The organism is Bordetella sp. H567, from assembly GCF_001704295.1.
Classification (GTDB): Bacteria; Pseudomonadota; Gammaproteobacteria; order Burkholderiales; family Burkholderiaceae_B; genus Bordetella_C.
The window spans coordinates 2,657,593-2,674,381 of the sequence record NZ_CP012334.1 but is presented as its reverse complement, the minus strand read 5'-3'; the positions used below and the strand labels follow the sequence as shown (position 1 = coordinate 2,674,381).

15 protein-coding genes are annotated in these 16,789 nt (G+C 67.8%); 9 read left to right on the top strand and 6 right to left on the bottom strand.

The window, feature by feature from the left end:
• Positions 1-6 precede the first annotated feature (6 nt).
• The 3 genes from AKI39_RS12020 (at position 7) to AKI39_RS12005 (ending at position 2,739) form a co-directional block, all read left to right on the top strand.
• Positions 7-1,008 (top strand): tripartite tricarboxylate transporter substrate binding protein, encoded by a 1,002-nt coding sequence (locus AKI39_RS12020; protein WP_066642811.1) that lies wholly within the window; start codon positions 7-9, stop codon positions 1,006-1,008.
• Positions 1,009-1,078: 70 nt separating this feature from the next.
• Entirely contained in the window at positions 1,079-1,651 is a 573-nt protein-coding gene (locus tag AKI39_RS26265; RefSeq protein ID WP_443103532.1) for a UGSC family (seleno)protein, read from the top strand.
• Positions 1,648-2,739 carry a hypothetical protein gene (locus AKI39_RS12005; RefSeq protein WP_083228788.1) on the top strand — a complete coding sequence of 364 codons (1,092 nt, stop codon included), beginning with the start codon at positions 1,648-1,650 and terminating at the stop codon, positions 2,737-2,739. The genes AKI39_RS26265 and AKI39_RS12005 overlap by 4 nt, the downstream gene beginning before the upstream one ends.
• Positions 2,740-2,762: 23 nt before the next feature.
• Here AKI39_RS12005 and AKI39_RS12000 read toward each other — a convergent pair whose 3' ends face one another.
• The 3 genes from AKI39_RS12000 to AKI39_RS11990 all read right to left on the bottom strand — a co-directional run bounded on the left by AKI39_RS12000 (position 2,763) and on the right by AKI39_RS11990 (position 6,924).
• A complete protein-coding gene (locus AKI39_RS12000; RefSeq protein ID WP_066636095.1) occupies positions 2,763-4,268 on the bottom strand; it encodes a tripartite tricarboxylate transporter permease in 1,506 nt (501 codons plus the stop codon).
• Between the two features lie 328 nt (positions 4,269-4,596).
• Positions 4,597-5,472 (bottom strand): amidohydrolase family protein, encoded by an 876-nt coding sequence (locus AKI39_RS11995; protein WP_066636093.1) that lies wholly within the window; start codon positions 5,470-5,472, stop codon positions 4,597-4,599.
• Between the two features lie 201 nt (positions 5,473-5,673).
• Positions 5,674-6,924, bottom strand: a complete 1,251-nt coding sequence (locus AKI39_RS11990; RefSeq protein ID WP_235610799.1) for a LysR family transcriptional regulator — start codon at positions 6,922-6,924, stop codon at positions 5,674-5,676.
• Positions 6,925-7,040: 116 nt separating this feature from the next.
• Here AKI39_RS11990 and AKI39_RS11985 point away from each other — a divergent pair, with 116 nt between their 5' ends.
• The 6 genes from AKI39_RS11985 to AKI39_RS11960 all read left to right on the top strand — a co-directional run bounded on the left by AKI39_RS11985 (position 7,041) and on the right by AKI39_RS11960 (position 13,982).
• On the top strand, positions 7,041-8,165 hold the full coding sequence (locus AKI39_RS11985; RefSeq protein ID WP_066636091.1) for a 4-oxalomesaconate tautomerase: 1,125 nt from the start codon (positions 7,041-7,043) through the stop codon (positions 8,163-8,165).
• Positions 8,166-8,294: 129 nt separating this feature from the next.
• Positions 8,295-9,278 (top strand): Bug family tripartite tricarboxylate transporter substrate binding protein, encoded by a 984-nt coding sequence (locus AKI39_RS11980; protein ID WP_066636089.1) that lies wholly within the window; start codon positions 8,295-8,297, stop codon positions 9,276-9,278.
• Positions 9,279-9,317: 39 nt separating this feature from the next.
• Positions 9,318-10,682 (top strand): cation:dicarboxylate symporter family transporter, encoded by a 1,365-nt coding sequence (locus AKI39_RS11975; RefSeq protein ID WP_083228787.1) that lies wholly within the window; start codon positions 9,318-9,320, stop codon positions 10,680-10,682.
• A gap of 112 nt (positions 10,683-10,794) precedes the next feature.
• Positions 10,795-11,706: an NAD(P)-dependent oxidoreductase gene (locus tag AKI39_RS11970; protein ID WP_066636087.1), complete on the top strand. Its 912-nt coding sequence runs from the start codon at positions 10,795-10,797 to the stop codon at positions 11,704-11,706.
• Positions 11,707-11,917: 211 nt separating this feature from the next.
• Positions 11,918-12,898, top strand: a complete 981-nt coding sequence (locus AKI39_RS11965; RefSeq protein WP_066636080.1) for a Bug family tripartite tricarboxylate transporter substrate binding protein — start codon at positions 11,918-11,920, stop codon at positions 12,896-12,898.
• Positions 12,899-13,004: 106 nt separating this feature from the next.
• Positions 13,005-13,982, top strand: coding sequence for a Bug family tripartite tricarboxylate transporter substrate binding protein (locus AKI39_RS11960; RefSeq protein WP_066636077.1), 978 nt, complete (start codon positions 13,005-13,007; stop codon positions 13,980-13,982).
• Between the two features lie 105 nt (positions 13,983-14,087).
• Here the strand turns inward: AKI39_RS11960 and AKI39_RS11955 are convergent, their stop codons facing one another.
• The 3 genes from AKI39_RS11955 to AKI39_RS11945 all read right to left on the bottom strand — a co-directional run bounded on the left by AKI39_RS11955 (position 14,088) and on the right by AKI39_RS11945 (position 16,787).
• Positions 14,088-15,062 carry a Bug family tripartite tricarboxylate transporter substrate binding protein gene (locus tag AKI39_RS11955; protein WP_145925255.1) on the bottom strand — a complete coding sequence of 325 codons (975 nt, stop codon included), beginning with the start codon at positions 15,060-15,062 and terminating at the stop codon, positions 14,088-14,090.
• 169 nt (positions 15,063-15,231) lie between these two features.
• On the bottom strand, positions 15,232-16,047 hold the full coding sequence (locus AKI39_RS11950) for an enoyl-CoA hydratase (RefSeq protein WP_066636074.1): 816 nt from the start codon (positions 16,045-16,047) through the stop codon (positions 15,232-15,234).
• On the bottom strand, positions 16,044-16,787 hold the full coding sequence (locus AKI39_RS11945; protein ID WP_066636072.1) for a FadR/GntR family transcriptional regulator: 744 nt from the start codon (positions 16,785-16,787) through the stop codon (positions 16,044-16,046). Before AKI39_RS11945 ends, AKI39_RS11950 begins: the two co-directional genes overlap by 4 nt.
• Positions 16,788-16,789: the final 2 nt, after the last annotated feature.

Here is a 16,789-nt window from a genome sequence, read left to right as displayed (position 1 = left end):
GACGATATGGCCGACACGAAACAGAACCGCCGCCGGCTGCTGCAAGGAGCCGCGGCCTTGTCCGGCATGGCGCTGGCGCCGCGCTGGACGGGCGCCTCCGCGACGCCGGACTATCCGGATCACGCCATCCGCCTGATCATCCCTTATCCGCCCGGCGGCGCGGGCGATATCGTGGCCCGGATGATCTCGCCGGGCCTGGGCCAGGCGCTGGGCCAGGCCATCGTCGACGACAACCGGCCCGGCGGCGCCCAGATCATCGCCACGCAGCTCGCGGTCTCCGCGCCACCGGACGGCTACACGCTTTATCTGGCCAGCACCACGCTCAGCGTCAATCCCACCCTGATGCGGCACCTGAACTTCGATACGCTGAAGGACTTTGCCCCCATCACCATCGCCGCCAGTTCGCCGCTGGTTTTCGTGGCGCATCCCTCGCTGGGCGTATCGAACATCCAGGAACTGGTTGCCTACGCCCGTGCGCATCCCGGCGCGGTCAACTACGGATCGTCCGGGCCGGGTACGGGCGGCCACTTGTCCGTCGAACTGCTGAAGTACATGGCGGGGATCGACATGGTGCACGTGCCGTACAAGGGCGCCGGACCGGCATTGATGGACCTGATCGCGGGCGTGGTCAAGGTGGTATGCACGAGTCCCCTGCCCGCCATCCCGCAAGTCAGGGACGGCAAGCTCAAGGCGCTGGGCATGACAGGCGCGCAGCGCTCGCCCATCGCTCCGGACCTGCCCACCGTTGCCGAGCAAGGCTACCCCGGCTATCAATCGACATTGTGGTATGCGCTGCTGACGCAGGCCCGCACGCCGGCTGCCGTGCAGACGCGCATCCGCGATGCCGCCATCAAGACGCTGCGCGATCCCGCCCTCATGCAGCAGTTCGTCAGCCAGGGCGCGGAGGTGGTTGCCAATCCGCCGGCCGACGCTCATGCTTTCATCCAGGCGGAAATCGCCCGTTGGGGCCAATTGATCGAACGCATCGGCCTGAAAGGCACGGCTTGACCATCGGCCCGAAGGGCCCTACTTGACCATCGGCCCAAGGGCACCGCTTGATTCATACCAGGAGAAACACATGTCCGCACTCGTGACCCTGTACGACCCCACCGCGCCGCGCGCCGCCGAAACGGCCAGCGACGAAGAAATGGCCGCCACCCGCGCCGCGGTGCGGCAGGCGCTGTCCGGCCTGTCCGGCAAGGTGATCGGCTTCATCGACAATGCCAAGCCCAATTTCCGCTTCCTGGTGGAAGACCTGGGCGAACTGCTGGTGTCCCGCTACGGCGCCGCGCGCACCATCACGCACCAGAAGCGCGCCGCCTCGATCGCCGCGGACCGCGACGTCATCGAACGCTTCGCGGCCGACTGCGATCTTGTGATCTGCGGCTCAGGCGACTGAGGCTCCTGCACATCGTGGAGTGTCCACGACAGTGTGGAAATAACGAAGCTGGGCCGTCTCGGCGTGACGGTATGCTCGACCACCTTCACCGGCCTGGGCCGTGCCCAGGCCAAGGCGATGGGTTGCGCCCAAATTCCGATACTGGTCATCCCGCATCCCTTCGGCACGCGTACGCGCGACGAAATCCGCGATATCGCCGCGCAATGCGCGGAACAGCTCATGGCCTTGATGGCCGGAGGAACGCAGCCGTGACTTCCCGCGCACAGCCGGCGGAAGAACAAGCCGCCACTTTCCAGGCCGAGGACGACCTGGAGGCCATCAACCGCCTGTACCAGGAACGCCAGTGGGCCGACGGACTGCCCATCATCCCGCCCACGGAGGCCCGCGTGCAGCGCATGCTGGCCGGCGCGGGCCTGCCGCGCCACGAGGTGGTCGCGTGGCTGGCGCCGGCCTTCGGCGCGGCGACGACCGAGCGCATCGCGATCAACGCCGTCATGGCGGGCTGCCAGCCGCAGGCCATGCCGGTGCTGGTCGCGGCGGCGCGGGCGCTGGCCGATGCCGATTTCAACCTGCAGGCGATCCAGGCGACCACCAATCCGGTGGCGATCTGGGTCATCGTCAGCGGGCCGCTGTCCGATGCGCTGGGCTTCAATGCCGGCTGGAACTGCCTGGGCGAGGGCAATCCCGCCAATGCCACCGTGGGCCGCGCGGTGCGCCTGCTGCTGCGCAACGTCGGCGGCGCCCTGCCCGGCCAGATGGACCGCGCGACGCAAGGCCAGCCCGCCCGCTACACCATGTGCTGCGCCGAGAACGAAGCACGCTCGCCCTGGGCGACGCTGCGCGCGGACTACGGCTTCGCCGCCGGCGACAGCACGGTCACGGTGGTCGGCATCGAAGGCACCATGAACATGAACACGCACAGCAAGCAGGTGGATGAACTCCTGCGCGTGTTCGCGGAAACCATGGTGCATCCGCCCAGCAACGAATACGTGCATGGCGGCGAGCCCTGGCTGATGATCAGCCCCGAGCACGCGGATATCTGCATGCGCGGCGGCTTCGACAAGGCCGCCGTACAGCAGCGCCTATGGGAATTGACGAAAATGCCGGCGCGCCACATGGCCGAACGCGACCTGTACCGCGCACGGGCGTCGCGCCGCAAGGAATTGGGAGAGATCCAGGACGACACGCTGCTGCCGATCGCGCGGGCCGCCAAGGACATACGCATCATGGTGGCCGGGGGCCCGGGCACGCATTCGGTCTACATCCCCTGCTTCGGCAACTCGCGCGCGGCGACGCGGCGGATCGAGATGCCGGGCGAGGGACCGGCCGATTCCCGATAGCGCCGGCGTCACGCGCGGCGGCTTCAAGTTTCCTCGGCGAAGGCCTCCTGGCGGCCCTTGCGGATCGACGGCAAGGCGACGATCGCGATCAACCCGACGGTGGCGGCCAGCAGCCCGGCGGAGATCGGCCGTTGCAGGAAGGTGGTGAAATCGCCGCGCGACAGCAGCAATGCCCGCCGGAAGTTCTCTTCCATCATCGGTCCCAGCACCAGGCCCAGCAGCAGCGGCGCGCCTTCGCACTTGAGCTTGGCCCACAGATACCCGACCGCGCCGAAGGCCGCGGTCACGTAGATGTCGAACACGTTGTAGTTCAGCGAATAGACCCCGATCGTGCAGAAGATCAGGATGGCCGGAAACAGGATGCGATAAGGGACCTTCAGCAGCTTCACCCAGATGCCGATCATCGGCAGGTTCAGCACCACCAGCATCAGGTTGCCGATCCACATCGACACGATGAGCCCCCAGAACAGGTCCGGATGGCTGGACATCACCTGCGGCCCGGGCTGGATGTTGTGGATGGTCATCGCGCCCACCATCAGCGCCATCACCGCGTTGCCCGGAATGCCCAGCGTCAGCAACGGAATGAACGACGTCTGCGCGCCCGCGTTATTGGCGGATTCCGGCCCCGCCAGCCCCGCCGGATGCCCCTTGCCGAAGCGTTCCGGCTCGCGCGCCACCTTTTTCTCCAGCGTGTAGGAGGCGAACGCGGACAGCGTCGCGCCGCCGCCGGGCAGGATGCCCAGGCAGGCGCCCAGCGCCGTGCCGCGCAGGATGGCCGGCGCCGCCTCGCGGAATTCGCGCCGGCTCGGATAGAGCGACCCCACCTTGCCGGCCACCTCCACGCGTTGGTCCTTCAACTCCAGGTTAGCCAGGATTTCCGCGAAACCGAACACGCCCATGGCGACGATGGCGAAGTCGATGCCGTCCTGCAGTTCCGGAATGCCGAAGTCATAGCGCGCGACGCCGGAGTTCACGTCCGTGCCGACCATCCCCAACAGCAAGCCAAGAATGATCATGGCAATGGCCTTGACCAGCGAACCCGATGCCAGCACGACGGCGCCCACCAGGCCCAGCGTCATCAGCGAAAAGTATTCCGCCGGCCCGAACAGGAAGGCCACCTCGGCCAGCGGCGGCGCGAAGGCGGCGATGATCGCGGTGGCCACCGTGCCGGCGAAGAAAGAGCCGATCGCGGCCAGCGCCAGGGCTGCGCCCGCCCTCCCGTTGCGCGCCATCTGGTGCCCGTCCAGCGTCGTCACCACGGCCGAAGTTTCCCCCGGCAGATTCACCAGGATCGCGGTGGTCGAGCCGCCGTACTGCGTGCCGTAGTAGATGCCCGCCAGCATGATCAGGCCCGCCACCGGCGGCAGCACATAGGTAATGGGCAACAGCATGGCGATCGTCGGCACGGGGCCCAGGCCGGGCAGCACACCCACCAGGGTGCCCAGGATGCAGCCAAGCAAGGCGTAGAGTAGGTTTTCCGGCGAAAACGCCACAGAAAAGCCCAATGCGAGGTGTTGCAGCAGTTCCACGATCCTGTCTCCTTGTGGTGGCGGCATTTCGTCAGGGCGTACGAATCCCGCACCGCGGATACGCGGCGCAAGCGGGCCCTTGCACGGTATGGTCGTGCGACGCGGTGATGAAGCGCCATGGCGGCGACCTGGGCCGCGCACGGACGCGTCGCCTTGGCGGGCGCGCAGACGCTGGCGCGCCTGCACACCCTAGAAAGCGAGTTGAAATCTAACTGACAGGAAGCATAACGATGGCCGCCATCCCCGAATATTAGGGATATCTCGTACCACGATATATTCGGCCAGCGATGATCCTGCCCGCGGGAAGGCGCGGGCCAGTGGCATCGCTTCAGTCGTACCAGTACAGGCGCGCGGGATTCTCGACCAGGACCCGTTGGAGCACGGCGGCATCGTCCGTGTAGCGCGGCAGCAGCTCCACCAGCTTGCCGTCGTCCGGGATCTCGCGCACGTTAGGATGCGGCCAGTCCGTGCCCCATACGGTGCGGTCCGGCGCGGCGTCCAGGATGCGCCGCACGAACGGCGCCGCATCCGCATACGGTTGCGCCTGCGCGGACAGGCGTGCCGATATGCGTTCGGGCCCGCTGATCTTCACCCAGGCGCGACCATGCCGCAGCACGTCCAGAAGCGCGGCCAGCGCCGGCTGCTCCAGTCCGTCCTCCACCATGGGCCGCCCCATGTGGTCGATGACGAAGGGCACCGGCAGCGACTCCAGGAAGCCCCGTATCGCGGGCAGATGCGCCGCGGTGACGTGGACCTGCACATGCCAGCCCAGGGGCGCGATGCGTTCGGCGACGGCGCGCACCTCGTCGGGATCGGCGGACTTGCCCAGGTGCGGCATGAAGTTGTAGCGCACCCCACGCACGCCCTGCGCATGAAGCTGGCGCAGCTCACCGGCGGACACGTCCCGCGCCACCAGCGCCACGCCGCGATACCGGTCCGGCGCACGCGCGATCGCGTCCAGCATCGCGCGGTTGTCGGTCCCGTGCACCGTTGCCTGCACGATGACGGCCCGTTCCACGCCCAGCAAGTGGTGCAATGCCTGCAAACGCTCGATGGGCGCCTCCGGCGGGTCGTAGGCACGATCGGCCGCATACGGAAAGCGCGCCACCGGGCCATACACGTGCACATGGGCGTCGCAACTGCCCGGCGGCAGCGCGTACGCCGGCTTGCTGGGATGGGGATGCGGGGGTGGCACGCTCTTCATGTCGCCTTTTCCTTCTTTGACGGGGGTGATGCCGCCGAGTATGCGGGCAAGCGTCGCCGGCTTGGTTGCCTTGTACCGTTCCAGCCGCTCTAATCCGTTTATGCCGAGGCGCCCGGAAGCCACGCCGCGTCGGCGGCCAGCCGTACGCGCCGCCGCAGGGCCCGCTTCGCCGTCCATCGGCCGCCGGGGGTTCGCGCCGCGTCAACGGGCGCTCGCGCGCGCCGACCCCGCCGTCATCGACGCCGCCAGGCGCGATATCTCGTCCAGCAGCGCGCCAGCGCCCGGCGACAGCTGCGCGCCGGTGCGTGTCGTCACGCCGATTTCGCGCCGCATGCCGTCCAGCGCGAAATCCAACGTGGCCAGGCCGCCTGCCTCGAACTCGTAGTGCAGCTGATGGACCGACAAGGCGGTGAGCATGTCGGAATGCAGCAGCAGGCCGCGCAGCAGCGCCAAATCCGCGGTTTCGACGGAGGGCACCAGCAGCGGCTGCCCCTTGCGCCGGAAGAAATCGTTGAGCTGGTCGCGCAGCGGCGTGGAGGCCCGCGACAGCACCCACGGGTAGCGGGCCAGATCCGCGAAGCCGACGGGACGCCCCGCCAGCGGATGTCCCGCCCGCGCGATCAGGACGATGTCCTCGTGCAGCAGCAGGCGGGTGCTGAGCGAGGTGTCGTGCAGCGGCCGCAGCGCGCCCAGGATGAAATCCACCTCCGCGCTGAGTAGCCGGGCGCACAGGTCGCCGTACGGGCTTTCCAGCGTGCGGATGCGCAGTTTGGGATGGCGCGCCAGCACGTTGGCGATGGCCGCGGGCAGCACCATGGTGCGGATCATGGGCAGCGCGCCGACTGTCACCACGCCTTCCAGCGCGCCGTTCAGCGCGGCCATGTCCGCCTGGATATTGCGCAGTTCGGCCAATACGCGCTTGAAGCGGACCACCCAGCGCTCCCCAACCGGCGTCGGCACCATACCGCGCGCCGTGCGCTGGAACAGCCGCTGCGCCAGGTTCTTTTCCAGCTTGGCGATCGATGCGCTGATGGCCGGCTGCGTCAGGCCGCAGGCATGGGCGACGGTGGACATGTGGTGCACGTCGGCCAGCAAGGCGGCGCTGGTCAGGCGGCGCGTATGGAATAGCGCGGCGGTCGCGCCGACGCCGCTGGCGCCGCCCTGCCCGCGCCGCAACGCCAGGGCCTCGTCGCGGACCGCGTCCAGTTCGGCCTCGATACGCCGCGCGCGCACCAGCACGGCCTCACCGGCGGCCGTCAGCAGCATGCCCGTGGCCTTGCGTTCGAACAGCGCGACGCCGAGGCTGTGTTCCAGGTGGCCGATGGCGCGCGTCACCGCGGAGGAGGCCCGGAACAGCGCTTCCGCGGATCGGCGCACGCCGCCCGCCGTGGCCACCGCGGTAAAGACGTGCAGATGATGCAGGCTGAGCCCGCCGACCATGCTCTGTTCCATGCTGTGCCGCAACACCGAAATAAAAATATTAGAACGGTGATCGCCGTACAAGGCAACCCGTACATCCCAGGCGCGGCCGATACTGGGCGCAAACATAATGCAAGCTCGGAGACAACATGAGTACACCCCGAAAAAGCCAAAGGCAGCGGTCGATCCCCTGCATGCTGATGCGCGGCGGCACCTCTCGGGGCCCGTTTTTCAAGGCCTCCGACCTGCCGGCCGACATCCCCGGCCGGGACGCGGTGCTGCTGGCGGCCATGGGTTCGCCGGACAAGCGGCAGATCGACGGCCTGGGCGGTGCGCATCCCTTGACCAGCAAGGTGGGCATCGTGTCACGCAGCAGCACGCCGGGCGTGGACGTGGATTTCCTGTTCGCCCAGGTATCGGTGGCCGAGCGCGCCGTCGACACGACGCCCAATTGCGGCAACATGCTGGCGGCCGTCGTGCCCTTCGCCCTGGAGACCGGCATGCTTCAGCCGCAGGGCGATACCAGTACGTTTCGCGTGCTGACCGTCAACACCGGCATGCAGTGCGACATCACCGTGCAAACGCCGGATGGCTTCGTGGCCTACGACGGCGATGCCCGCATCGATGGCGTACCCGGTACTGCCGCGCCCATCTCGATCAATTTCCTGGATACCGCGGGATCGGTGTGCAACGGTCTTCTGCCCACCGGCCGCGCGCTGGATGTGGTGGAGCTGGACGGCGTGGGCCGCCTGGAAATCACCTGCATCGACAATGGCATGCCCATGGTCCTGATGCGCGCCGCCGACCTGGGCCGCACCGGCTACGAAACCGTGGCCGAACTCAATGCCGACCAGGAATTGAAGCAGCGCCTGGAGGCCCTGCGGCTGAAGGCTGCCGTGCTGATGGGCCTGGGCGATGTATCCAGCAAGCCCTTCCCGAAGATGTGCCTGCTGGCCTCGCCGCGCGACGGCGGCAGCGTCTCCACGCGCTGCTTCATTCCGCATGTCTGCCATGAGGCCATCGGCGTGCTCGCCGCCGTCACCGTGGCCACCGCCTGCGTGATGGACGATTCCGTGGCCTCCGGCATCGCGCGGACGCCGGCCGGCCTGGAGCAGACCATTTCGGTGGAGCACCCCACCGGCGAATTCAGCGTCGAACTGGCGCTGGATCCCGCCGATCCGCACAAGGTGGTCCGCGCCGCGCTGTTGCGCACCGCGCGCCTGCTGATGCGCGGCGAAGTCGAAATCCCGGCCGCGGCCTGGCCCTCCACGTAAACGCAGCCCGCATAAAACAGGTGTCGCCCGACCCGGGACGCCGAGGATCCGGCTCCGCCGGTCCTCCAGCGTCGCCCCCTTGAGGGGGAAGCGCGCAGCGCTTCGGGGGTGGGCCTTTCAGGAGCACTCATGACATTGACTCGACGCGCCTTCGCGCTTGGTGGCGCCGGCCTGGTGGCCGCCGCGTTCACGCCGCTGGCACGGGCGGCCGGCTTTCCGGACCGCGCGCTGCACCTGATCGTGCCTTTCGCCCCAGGCGGCAACGTCGATACGACGGCGCGCGTGGTCAGCGCCGGCCTGACGCAGGCCCTGGGCGTGTCTGCCGTGGTGGAAAACAAGCCCGGGGCCGGCGGCAGCATCGGCGCCGATATGGTGGTGCGCGCCGCGCCCGACGGCTACACGCTGCTGGTGGCCTCCAACGGCCCCATGACGGTCAACCCCTTCGTGCAATTGCACCTGCCCTATGACCCGCTGCGCGACCTGGCGCCGGTGGGCATGGTCGGCTATGTGCCACACGTCCTGGTGGTCACGCCCGGACTACCTGCCCATACCTTCGCCGAACTGATCGCGCTGTCCAAGACACGCCGCATCAACACCGGCACGTCCGGCGTGGGCAGCGCCACCCACCTGACGCTGATGCGGCTGAACGCGGCCTCGGGCGCGAACCTCGCGCACGTTCCCTATCGCGGCGGCGGCGCCCTGATCCCGGACCTGGTCGGCGGCACCCTGGATGCGACCATGACGGAACTCTCCACCGCCCTGCCCTTGCACCGCGCCGGCAAGGTGCGCATCCTGGCCGTCGCGGCCGCGCAGCGCTCGGCGATCGCGCCGGACATCCCGACCATGATCGAATCCGGCGTCAAGGACTTCACCGCGTCCAGCTACGTCGGGCTGCTGGCGCCCGCGAAGACGCCCAAGGACACGCAGGCCCGGCTGCAGCAGGGCTTGTCCGCCAGCCTGGACATGCCCTCGGTGGCCGGAAAGCTGCGCGATTCCGGCCTGGAAGAAGCCACCGCGTCGCAACGGACGTCCGCCGGCTTCGCCGAATTCCTGCACGCCGAATACCAGCGGTCCAAGGCGGCCGCCGAGCTTGCCGGCATCAAACCCGAGTAGCGCGGCCATGCCGCACGCCTACCCCATGGGAGCGCGCCCGTGAAAACATTGAAGAAGTTGTACGTGCAGGTACTTATCGCCATCGCCGTGGCCATCGTGTTCGGCTTGCTGGATCCGCGCGGCGCGGTCCAGATGCGGCCGCTGGGCGAAGGCTTCATCGCGTTGCTGAAGATGATGCTGGGCCCCATCATCTTCTGCACCGTGGTGCACGGCATCGGGCACATCAAGGATTTTCGCAAGCTGGGCCGGCTGGGCATCAAGACGCTGGTCTATTTCGAAGTGGTCAGCACGATCGCCATGCTGGTCGGCTTTACGGTGGTGAACGTGCTGCGGCCGGGCGACGGCCTGCATGCGGCGGCGCTCGACGCGGCCGCGGGACATACGGCCGGCGTTCTCAAGGCCGCATCGGCCGACTTCACGCTGACGCATTTCCTGCTGTCCATCATCCCGCACACCCTGGTTTCCGCCTTCGTCAGCGGCGACATCCTGCCGGTCCTGTTCGTGTCGCTGCTGGCGGGCACGGCCTTGAGCCTGACCGCCAGGCCGGACTGGGTCGCCTTGAGGCTGATCGGCGAGGCGCAGACCGTCGTGTTCAAGATGCTGGGCTTCATCATGCGCCTGTCGCCGCTGGGCGCCTTCGGCGCCATGGCCGCGGCCGTCGGCAGCTACGGCGGCACCACCCTGCTGTATCTGGTCCGCTACATCCTGACCTACTACGCCAGCGCGCTGATCTTCGTCTTCGTGATCCTGGGTCTGGTGGCGGGGCTGGCGGGGCTATCCATCTTCCGCATCCTGGCGCTGATCAAGGACGAGGCCGTCATCGCCATGGGCACGGCGGCCAGCGAAGCCGCGTTTCCCCGCCTGGTGTCCAAGCTGAGCCAGGCGGGATGTGACGAAGCGGTGGTCGGCTTCGTGCTTCCGGCAGGCTACAGCTTCAACATCGACGGTGCCTGCCTGTACATGGCCTGCGGCATCGGCTTCATCGCCCAGGCCACCGATACGCCGCTGCCGCTGTCGCAGCAGCTGGCGCTGCTGGCCGTCATGCTGGTCACCTCCAAGGGCGGCGCGGGCGCGGCCGGCGGCGCGCTGGTCAAGCTGACGGCCACGCTGCAGTCCACCCGCGCGCTGCCCCTGAGCGGCATCGGCCTGCTGTTCGGCATCGACCGCATCCTGGCCATCGCGACGTCCACCACGAACGTGATCGGCAACAGCGTCGCGGTCCTGGTGCTGTCGAAATGGGAAGGCATGTTCGATCGCGAGAAATTCAATGCCTGCCTGCGGAACCCGGCCGCGCCGGATGCGGCACGGCACGAGGACGCGGGCCCCGGCGCCATACCGCCGGCCGCGCCTGGCTGGCACGCGGAAACGTCACCCGACGCCCGGGGGCAAGGCGCGACGCGCTAGGGCCTGTTAACCCCTTCTAGCGTTAACAGGCCTTGCTCCCCCTGCCACCCCATTACCGTTCCCGGATACGCGGCGCCGCCGCGGTCCTTCATGACACATCGGAGCAACGCGCATGCAAGAGCAAACCCGCAATGCCGCCCCCACCGTGGCCATCATCGGCTTCGGCGAAGTGGGTCCCATCCTGGCCAAGGCCCTGTCCGGACAAGGCTGCCCCGTCGGCATCCATGACATCAAGCTGGAGAATCCGGCGACGCGCGAGCAGATCGTCAAGCGCGCGGAAAACAGCGGCGCGCGCGTCGCGGCGTCCCTGGCCGACTGCCTGGCGGGCGCCGAGCTGGTTTTCTCCGCCGTCACCGCCAGCCAGGCCGGTGCCGTCGCGCAGGACGCCGCGCCCCTGATGGCGCCCGGCCAGACCTTCATCGACCTGAACTCCGTGTCCCCCAAGGTCAAGCAGCAGAACAGCGTGCTGATCCAGCGCCACGGCGCGGACTATGTCGAATCGGCCGTGATGGCGCCTGTTCCGCCGCAGGGCATCCGCGTGCCCATGTTGCTGGGCGGCGGCACCGCGCGCGCCATCTCCGCGAAGCTGAACGCCCTGGGCATGCGCACCGAGGCCGTCGCCGACGACATCGGCCTGGCGTCGGCGATCAAGCTGTGCCGCAGCATCATGATCAAGGGCATGGAAGCCATGTGCGTGCAATCCATGCTGGCGGCGCGGCACTTCGGCGTGGACGACCGCGTCCTGGCCTCCATGGCGGCCAGTTTTCCCAGCGTCGGCTGGGATGACGGCTACGAGGCGTATCTGATCGGCCGGGTGGCCGAACATGGTCAGCGCCGCTCGGAGGAAATGCGCGAAGCCGCCGCCATGCTGGGCGAAATCGGCATGAACCCCGGCTTGGCCACGGCCATCGCCGATATCCAGGAGGCCGTGGCGCGCAAGGGCGCCTCTCTGCACGACGAGCTGGACCCCAAGGGCCGCCTGCCGCAATGGCGTACGCTGCTGACGGGCACGGACGCGGGCTGACGCCGGGGACGGCGCCGGGGCGGCGCGGCCGTCCAGCGGATACCGCGTAAAAGGTGCCGCGCCGTCGTCTCCCGCATGGCAAGGGTTCCTCTCCGGTCGCGGCGGGCCGATAATATGGCCGCAGCACTGATCAGCGGAAGAGACACGCCGGCCCGCGCCGCGACGCGCGGCCGGCTCCGCTCCAGACAACAACGACCGACCGGAGACATACATGGATATCGTGCGACGCCGTCTCAACGCGGCCGCGCTCGGCCTTGCCAGCATCGCCGTTGCGCCCAGGATCGCTTACGCGGACGACAAATGGCCGTCCAAGCCCATACGCATCATCGTGCCGTTCGCCGCGGGCGGTGCCAATGACCTGCTGGGGAGGGCCGCGGCCGAAGGCATCGCGCAGTACCTCAAGGCCAGCGTCATCGTCGAGAACAAGCCCGGCGCCGGTGCCGTGATCGGCACCGACTACGTGGCACGCGCCGACAACGACGGCTACACCTTCCTCATCAGCGGCGCCGGCGTGATATCCAACAGCATGATCCGCAAGGTCCAGTACAAGGACAGCGACCTGGTTCCCGTCGCCATGATCGGCCTGGCGCCCTCGGTGATCATCGCGCCCGCCAGCTCGCCCTACAAGGACTTGAAGGACTTCGTCGAGGCGTCGAAGAAAAGCCGCGGCGGCCTGCATTTTTCGACCGCCGGCACGGGCAGCACGCCCCATTTCGTCGAAGGCATCCTGACCACCGACTACGGCGCCAAGCTGGACCTGGTGCCTTACAAGAGCGGCTCGGAATCCGTGTCCGCGGTGATCGGCGGCCAGGTCGACGCCACGTCCGAAGCCAGTATCGTCGTGCTGCCCATGGTGCGCGCCGGCAAGCTGAAGGCGCTGGCCTGCACCTGGTCCGAGCGCATCAAGGCCTATCCGGAACTGTCCACCGCGGCCGAACAGGGGTTCCCGAAAATCAAGATCGCGCACTGGGCCGGCGTGCATGCCCCCAAGGGTACGCCCGACGACATCCTGGACAAGATCGCGGCCGGCGTGGACCACGCCATGAAGGATCCCGCCAACGTGAAGCGCCTGACCGAGCTGGGCATCGAACCCGTCGGCGGTACGCGCGCGGAGTTCGTCAAATTCTGCGACGAGGAACGCGCCCGCCTGGGCGCCGTGGTCAAGGCGACGGGCATGCGGCAGGACAGCTGATCGCCGGGCCGGCGGCGTGTAAAAACCGTGCAATCGGTTACATTACGCGTCGCCACCAAGACTGATAAACCACAACGACAAAAAAGATTTGCCCCGGAGCACACTCATGAATTTTTCCCGCCGCCGCTTCAATACGGCCGCCTTCGGCATGGCCACCGTCGCCGTCGCCCCCAGGATCGCTTTCGCGGACGACAAATGGCCGTCCAAGCCCATCCGCATCATCGTCCCGTTCGCCCCGGGCGGCGCCAATGACCTGCTGGGCCGTGCCGCAGCCGAAGGCATCGCCAAGAACCTGAACGCCAATGTCGTCGTCGAGAACAAGCCGGGCGCCGGCGCGGTCATCGGCACGGACTACGTGGCGCGGGCCGACGACGACGGCTATACCTTCCTGATCAGCGCCGCCGGCGTCATTTCCAACAGCATGATCCGCAAGGTCCACTACAAGGACAGCGACCTGGTCCCGGTCGCCATGGTGGGCCTGGCGCCTTCCGTCGTCGTGGCACCCGCCAGCTCGCCCTATTCGTCGCTGAAGGACTTCGTCGAAGCGTCCAAGCACGGCCACGGCCTGCATTTCGCGACGGCCGGCACCGGCAGCACCCCGCACTTCGTCGAAGGCATCCTGACGACGACCTATGGCGCCAAGCTCGACCTGATTCCCTACAAGAGCGGCTCCGAGTCCGTGTCGGCCGTCATCGGCAACCAGGTCGATGCCACGTCCGAGGCCAGCATCGTCGTGCTGCCGATGATCCGTTCGGGCAAGCTGAAGGCCCTGGCCTGCACCTGGTCGGAGCGCATCAAGGCCTATCCGGAACTGAGCACCGCGGCCGAGCAAGGCTTCCCGGAAATCAAGATCGCGCACTGGGCCGGCGTGCACGCGCCCAAGGGCACCCCCGACGCCATCCTGGACAAGGTGGCCGGCGCCGTCGATGCCGCCATGAAGGATCCGGCCAACGTCAAGCGCCTGACCGACCTGGGCATCGAGCCCGTGGGCGGCACGCGCGCCGACTTCGTCAAGTTCTGCGATGAAGAGCGCGCCCGCCTGGCCGCCGTGGTGAAGGCGACCGGCATGCGCCAGGAAGACTGACGCGCGACACGCGCCACGGTCTGCCTCCAAGCCCAGGTCCCGGACCTGGGCTTTTTTTTCCTGCGCGATCCATCGCCGCGGCCTGGGCACCGGACGGGCGCTCGATCAATCGATCTTGATATTGACCGACTTCACGATGCCTGCCCACTTCTTCAGTTCGCCATCGATGAAGGCAGACAGCTCGGCGGGCGTGCTGGTCCTCGGCATGGCGCCCTCTCCCTGGAAACGCTTCTGCAGTTCCGGCGACCCCATGGCCTGCTTGAGCGCCGCGTTCAGCCTGTCGACGACCGGCTGCGGCGTGCCCTTGGGCGCCAGCAGCGCATTCCAGGTATTGATTTCATATCCCTGGAACCCCGGTGTTTCGGCGACGGTGGGCACGTCCGGCAATTGACTGGAACGCTCCTTCGTCGTGACGGCCAGCGCGCGCAGCGTCCCCGCCTTGACCTGCGGCAGCGCCGCCGGCAGCGTGGCGAAGCTGAACTGCGTTTCGCCGGTCATGACCGAGGTGTTCGCCAGCGCCCCGCCGCGATACGGCACGTGCACGATATTGACGTGCGCCGCCTGCGCGAACATCGCGCCGGCCAGGTGCACGGGCGATCCATTGCCGCTGGAGGCATAGTTCATCTCGCCGCCCTTGGCCTTGCACAGCGCGGCTAGTTCGGCGACATCGCGCGCCGGCAGCTTCGGGTTGGCGATGAGCACCAGCGGGATCGCCGCCACCATGCCCACCGGCGCGAAACCGCCCTTCGGGTCGTAGCCCAGCTTGTCCTTGTACAGCGCCGGATTGATCCCATGGCTGGACACCGTGGCCATGAACAGCGTGTAGCCGTCCGGCGCGGCCTGCTGCACATAGGTGGCGGCGATATTGCCGGCCGCGCCCGGCTTGTTCTCGATGATGACGGACTGGTTCAGGATCTTGCCCAATTGCTCGCCCAGGGCGCGGGCCAGGATGTCCGTGGTGCCGCCCGCCGCGTAGCCGATGACGATCTTGATGGGTTGATCGGGATACGCCGCGCGCGCGGCGGGCTGGCCCGCCAGGACGCCGGCCGCCATCAGCATGGCCGCCAGGGTTTTCTTCATGATGTGTCTCCTCGTTGTGATCGTTTTTATGGCTCGCGACAGGCGTGCGAGGTCCCGCGGGGTCGAGGCCCCGCAGGTGACTGCGGTTGAATTCATGTGCGCCGGCCGCCGCGCGCACACGCCGGGAGCATTTCCCAAACGCGTGTGAACGGCGGCGGACGCGGCTGGCTCAGGTGCCGGTGAACACCGGCGGGCGCTTCTCGGCGAAGGCCTTGCGCCCTTCGCGATAATCGTTGCTTTCGAAGCAGTCCAGGACCAGGCGCTTCATCGCGTCCATGTCGATCTCCGGGCCGATCTGCTGCAGCTGTCGAATCATCTTCTTGCCTGCCTTCAGCGTCAGCGGCGCGTTCGCGGAAATCGCGCCGACATAGTCTTCCACCGCGGCGTCCAGCTCGGCGGCCGGCACCACCTTGTGCACCAGGCCCCGTTCGGCCGCCTCCGCCGCCTTGAAGCGCGTGGCCGTCAGGAAAATTTCCAGCGCGCGAGCAGGCCCGACGGCGGTGACCAGGTTGCGGATGGCCGTCATGCGATAGCCCAGTCCCAGCTTGCCGGCCGGAATGGAAAACGAACTGTCGTCCGATGCCACCCGCAGGTCGCAGCACAAGGCGATATTCAGGCCGCCGCCGATGCAATAGCCCTTGATGCGGGCCAGGGTCGGCTTGTCGTAGTCGTACAGCGCCATCTGCGCTGCCTCCGCCACTTTCTCATAGGCCAGCACGGCTTCTTCGCCGGAACGCATATTGTCGAACTGCGAGATGTTCGCGCCGCTGACGAAAGCGCGGTCACCCGCCCCGGTCAGCACCACCATGCGTATCGCCGGGTCTTCGCCCAGGGCGGCCAGCGCGACGGGAATGGCTTCCCACATCGCCACCGATACCGCGTTGTGACGGCCCGGATCGTTGAACGTGATCCAGCCTGCCCCACCGCGCTTTTCCACGATGATGTTGTCGGTGATGCGGTCCTGCAGGATGCGTTCGATGTTCATTGCTGTTTTCCCTTCAGCAGCGCCTGGCGGCGCTGCATGCCGTTGATCAGGTGCAGGCGCATGGCCTGGCGCGCGGCCTCGCTGTCGCGGGCGGCGATCGCGTCGAATATCCGGTGGTGCTCGCTTTCGATCTGTGCCACGCGGTCGGTGCCGGTACTGCCGTAGCGCAGCGTGCGCACGGCGTCGCCGATCGCATGGCCGAAATGCGCGAGCAGCCGCACGAAGTACGGATTGTTGGTGGCCTTGCCCACCGCCATGTGAAAGTCCAGCGCCGTATCCGCGCCTTCGCGCCAGTCGTCGCTGGACGCATCGGCGATGATCAGCGCGGCGCGCAGCTGCGCCAGCTGCGCGTCCGTGCGCTGCTGCGCCGCCAGCGCCGCGGCGCCGGCCTCGATTTCCACCCGCAGCTGGTAGACCTGTACCAGGGCTTCCTCGCGCAGCAGGTCCTGCGGCAGGATCTCGAAATTGCGCTGGCCCGTCTCCGCCGTCACGAAGCTGCCCACCCCACGGCGCGTCTCGACATAGCCGGACAGCTTGAGCCGTGCGATCGCCTCGCGCACGACGTTGCGGCTGACACCGAAAAGCTGCGCCAGCTCCAGCTCCGTCGGCAGGCGCTGGCCGGGCTCGAAGGCCTGGCTCAGGATCTTCTGCCGTATCTGCTGCGCGATCTCGTCGGGCAGGTTATCGGGCCGGGCCAGGCTGCCGAAGATCGCGTCGGACGGGATTTCGCTGCGGACCATGG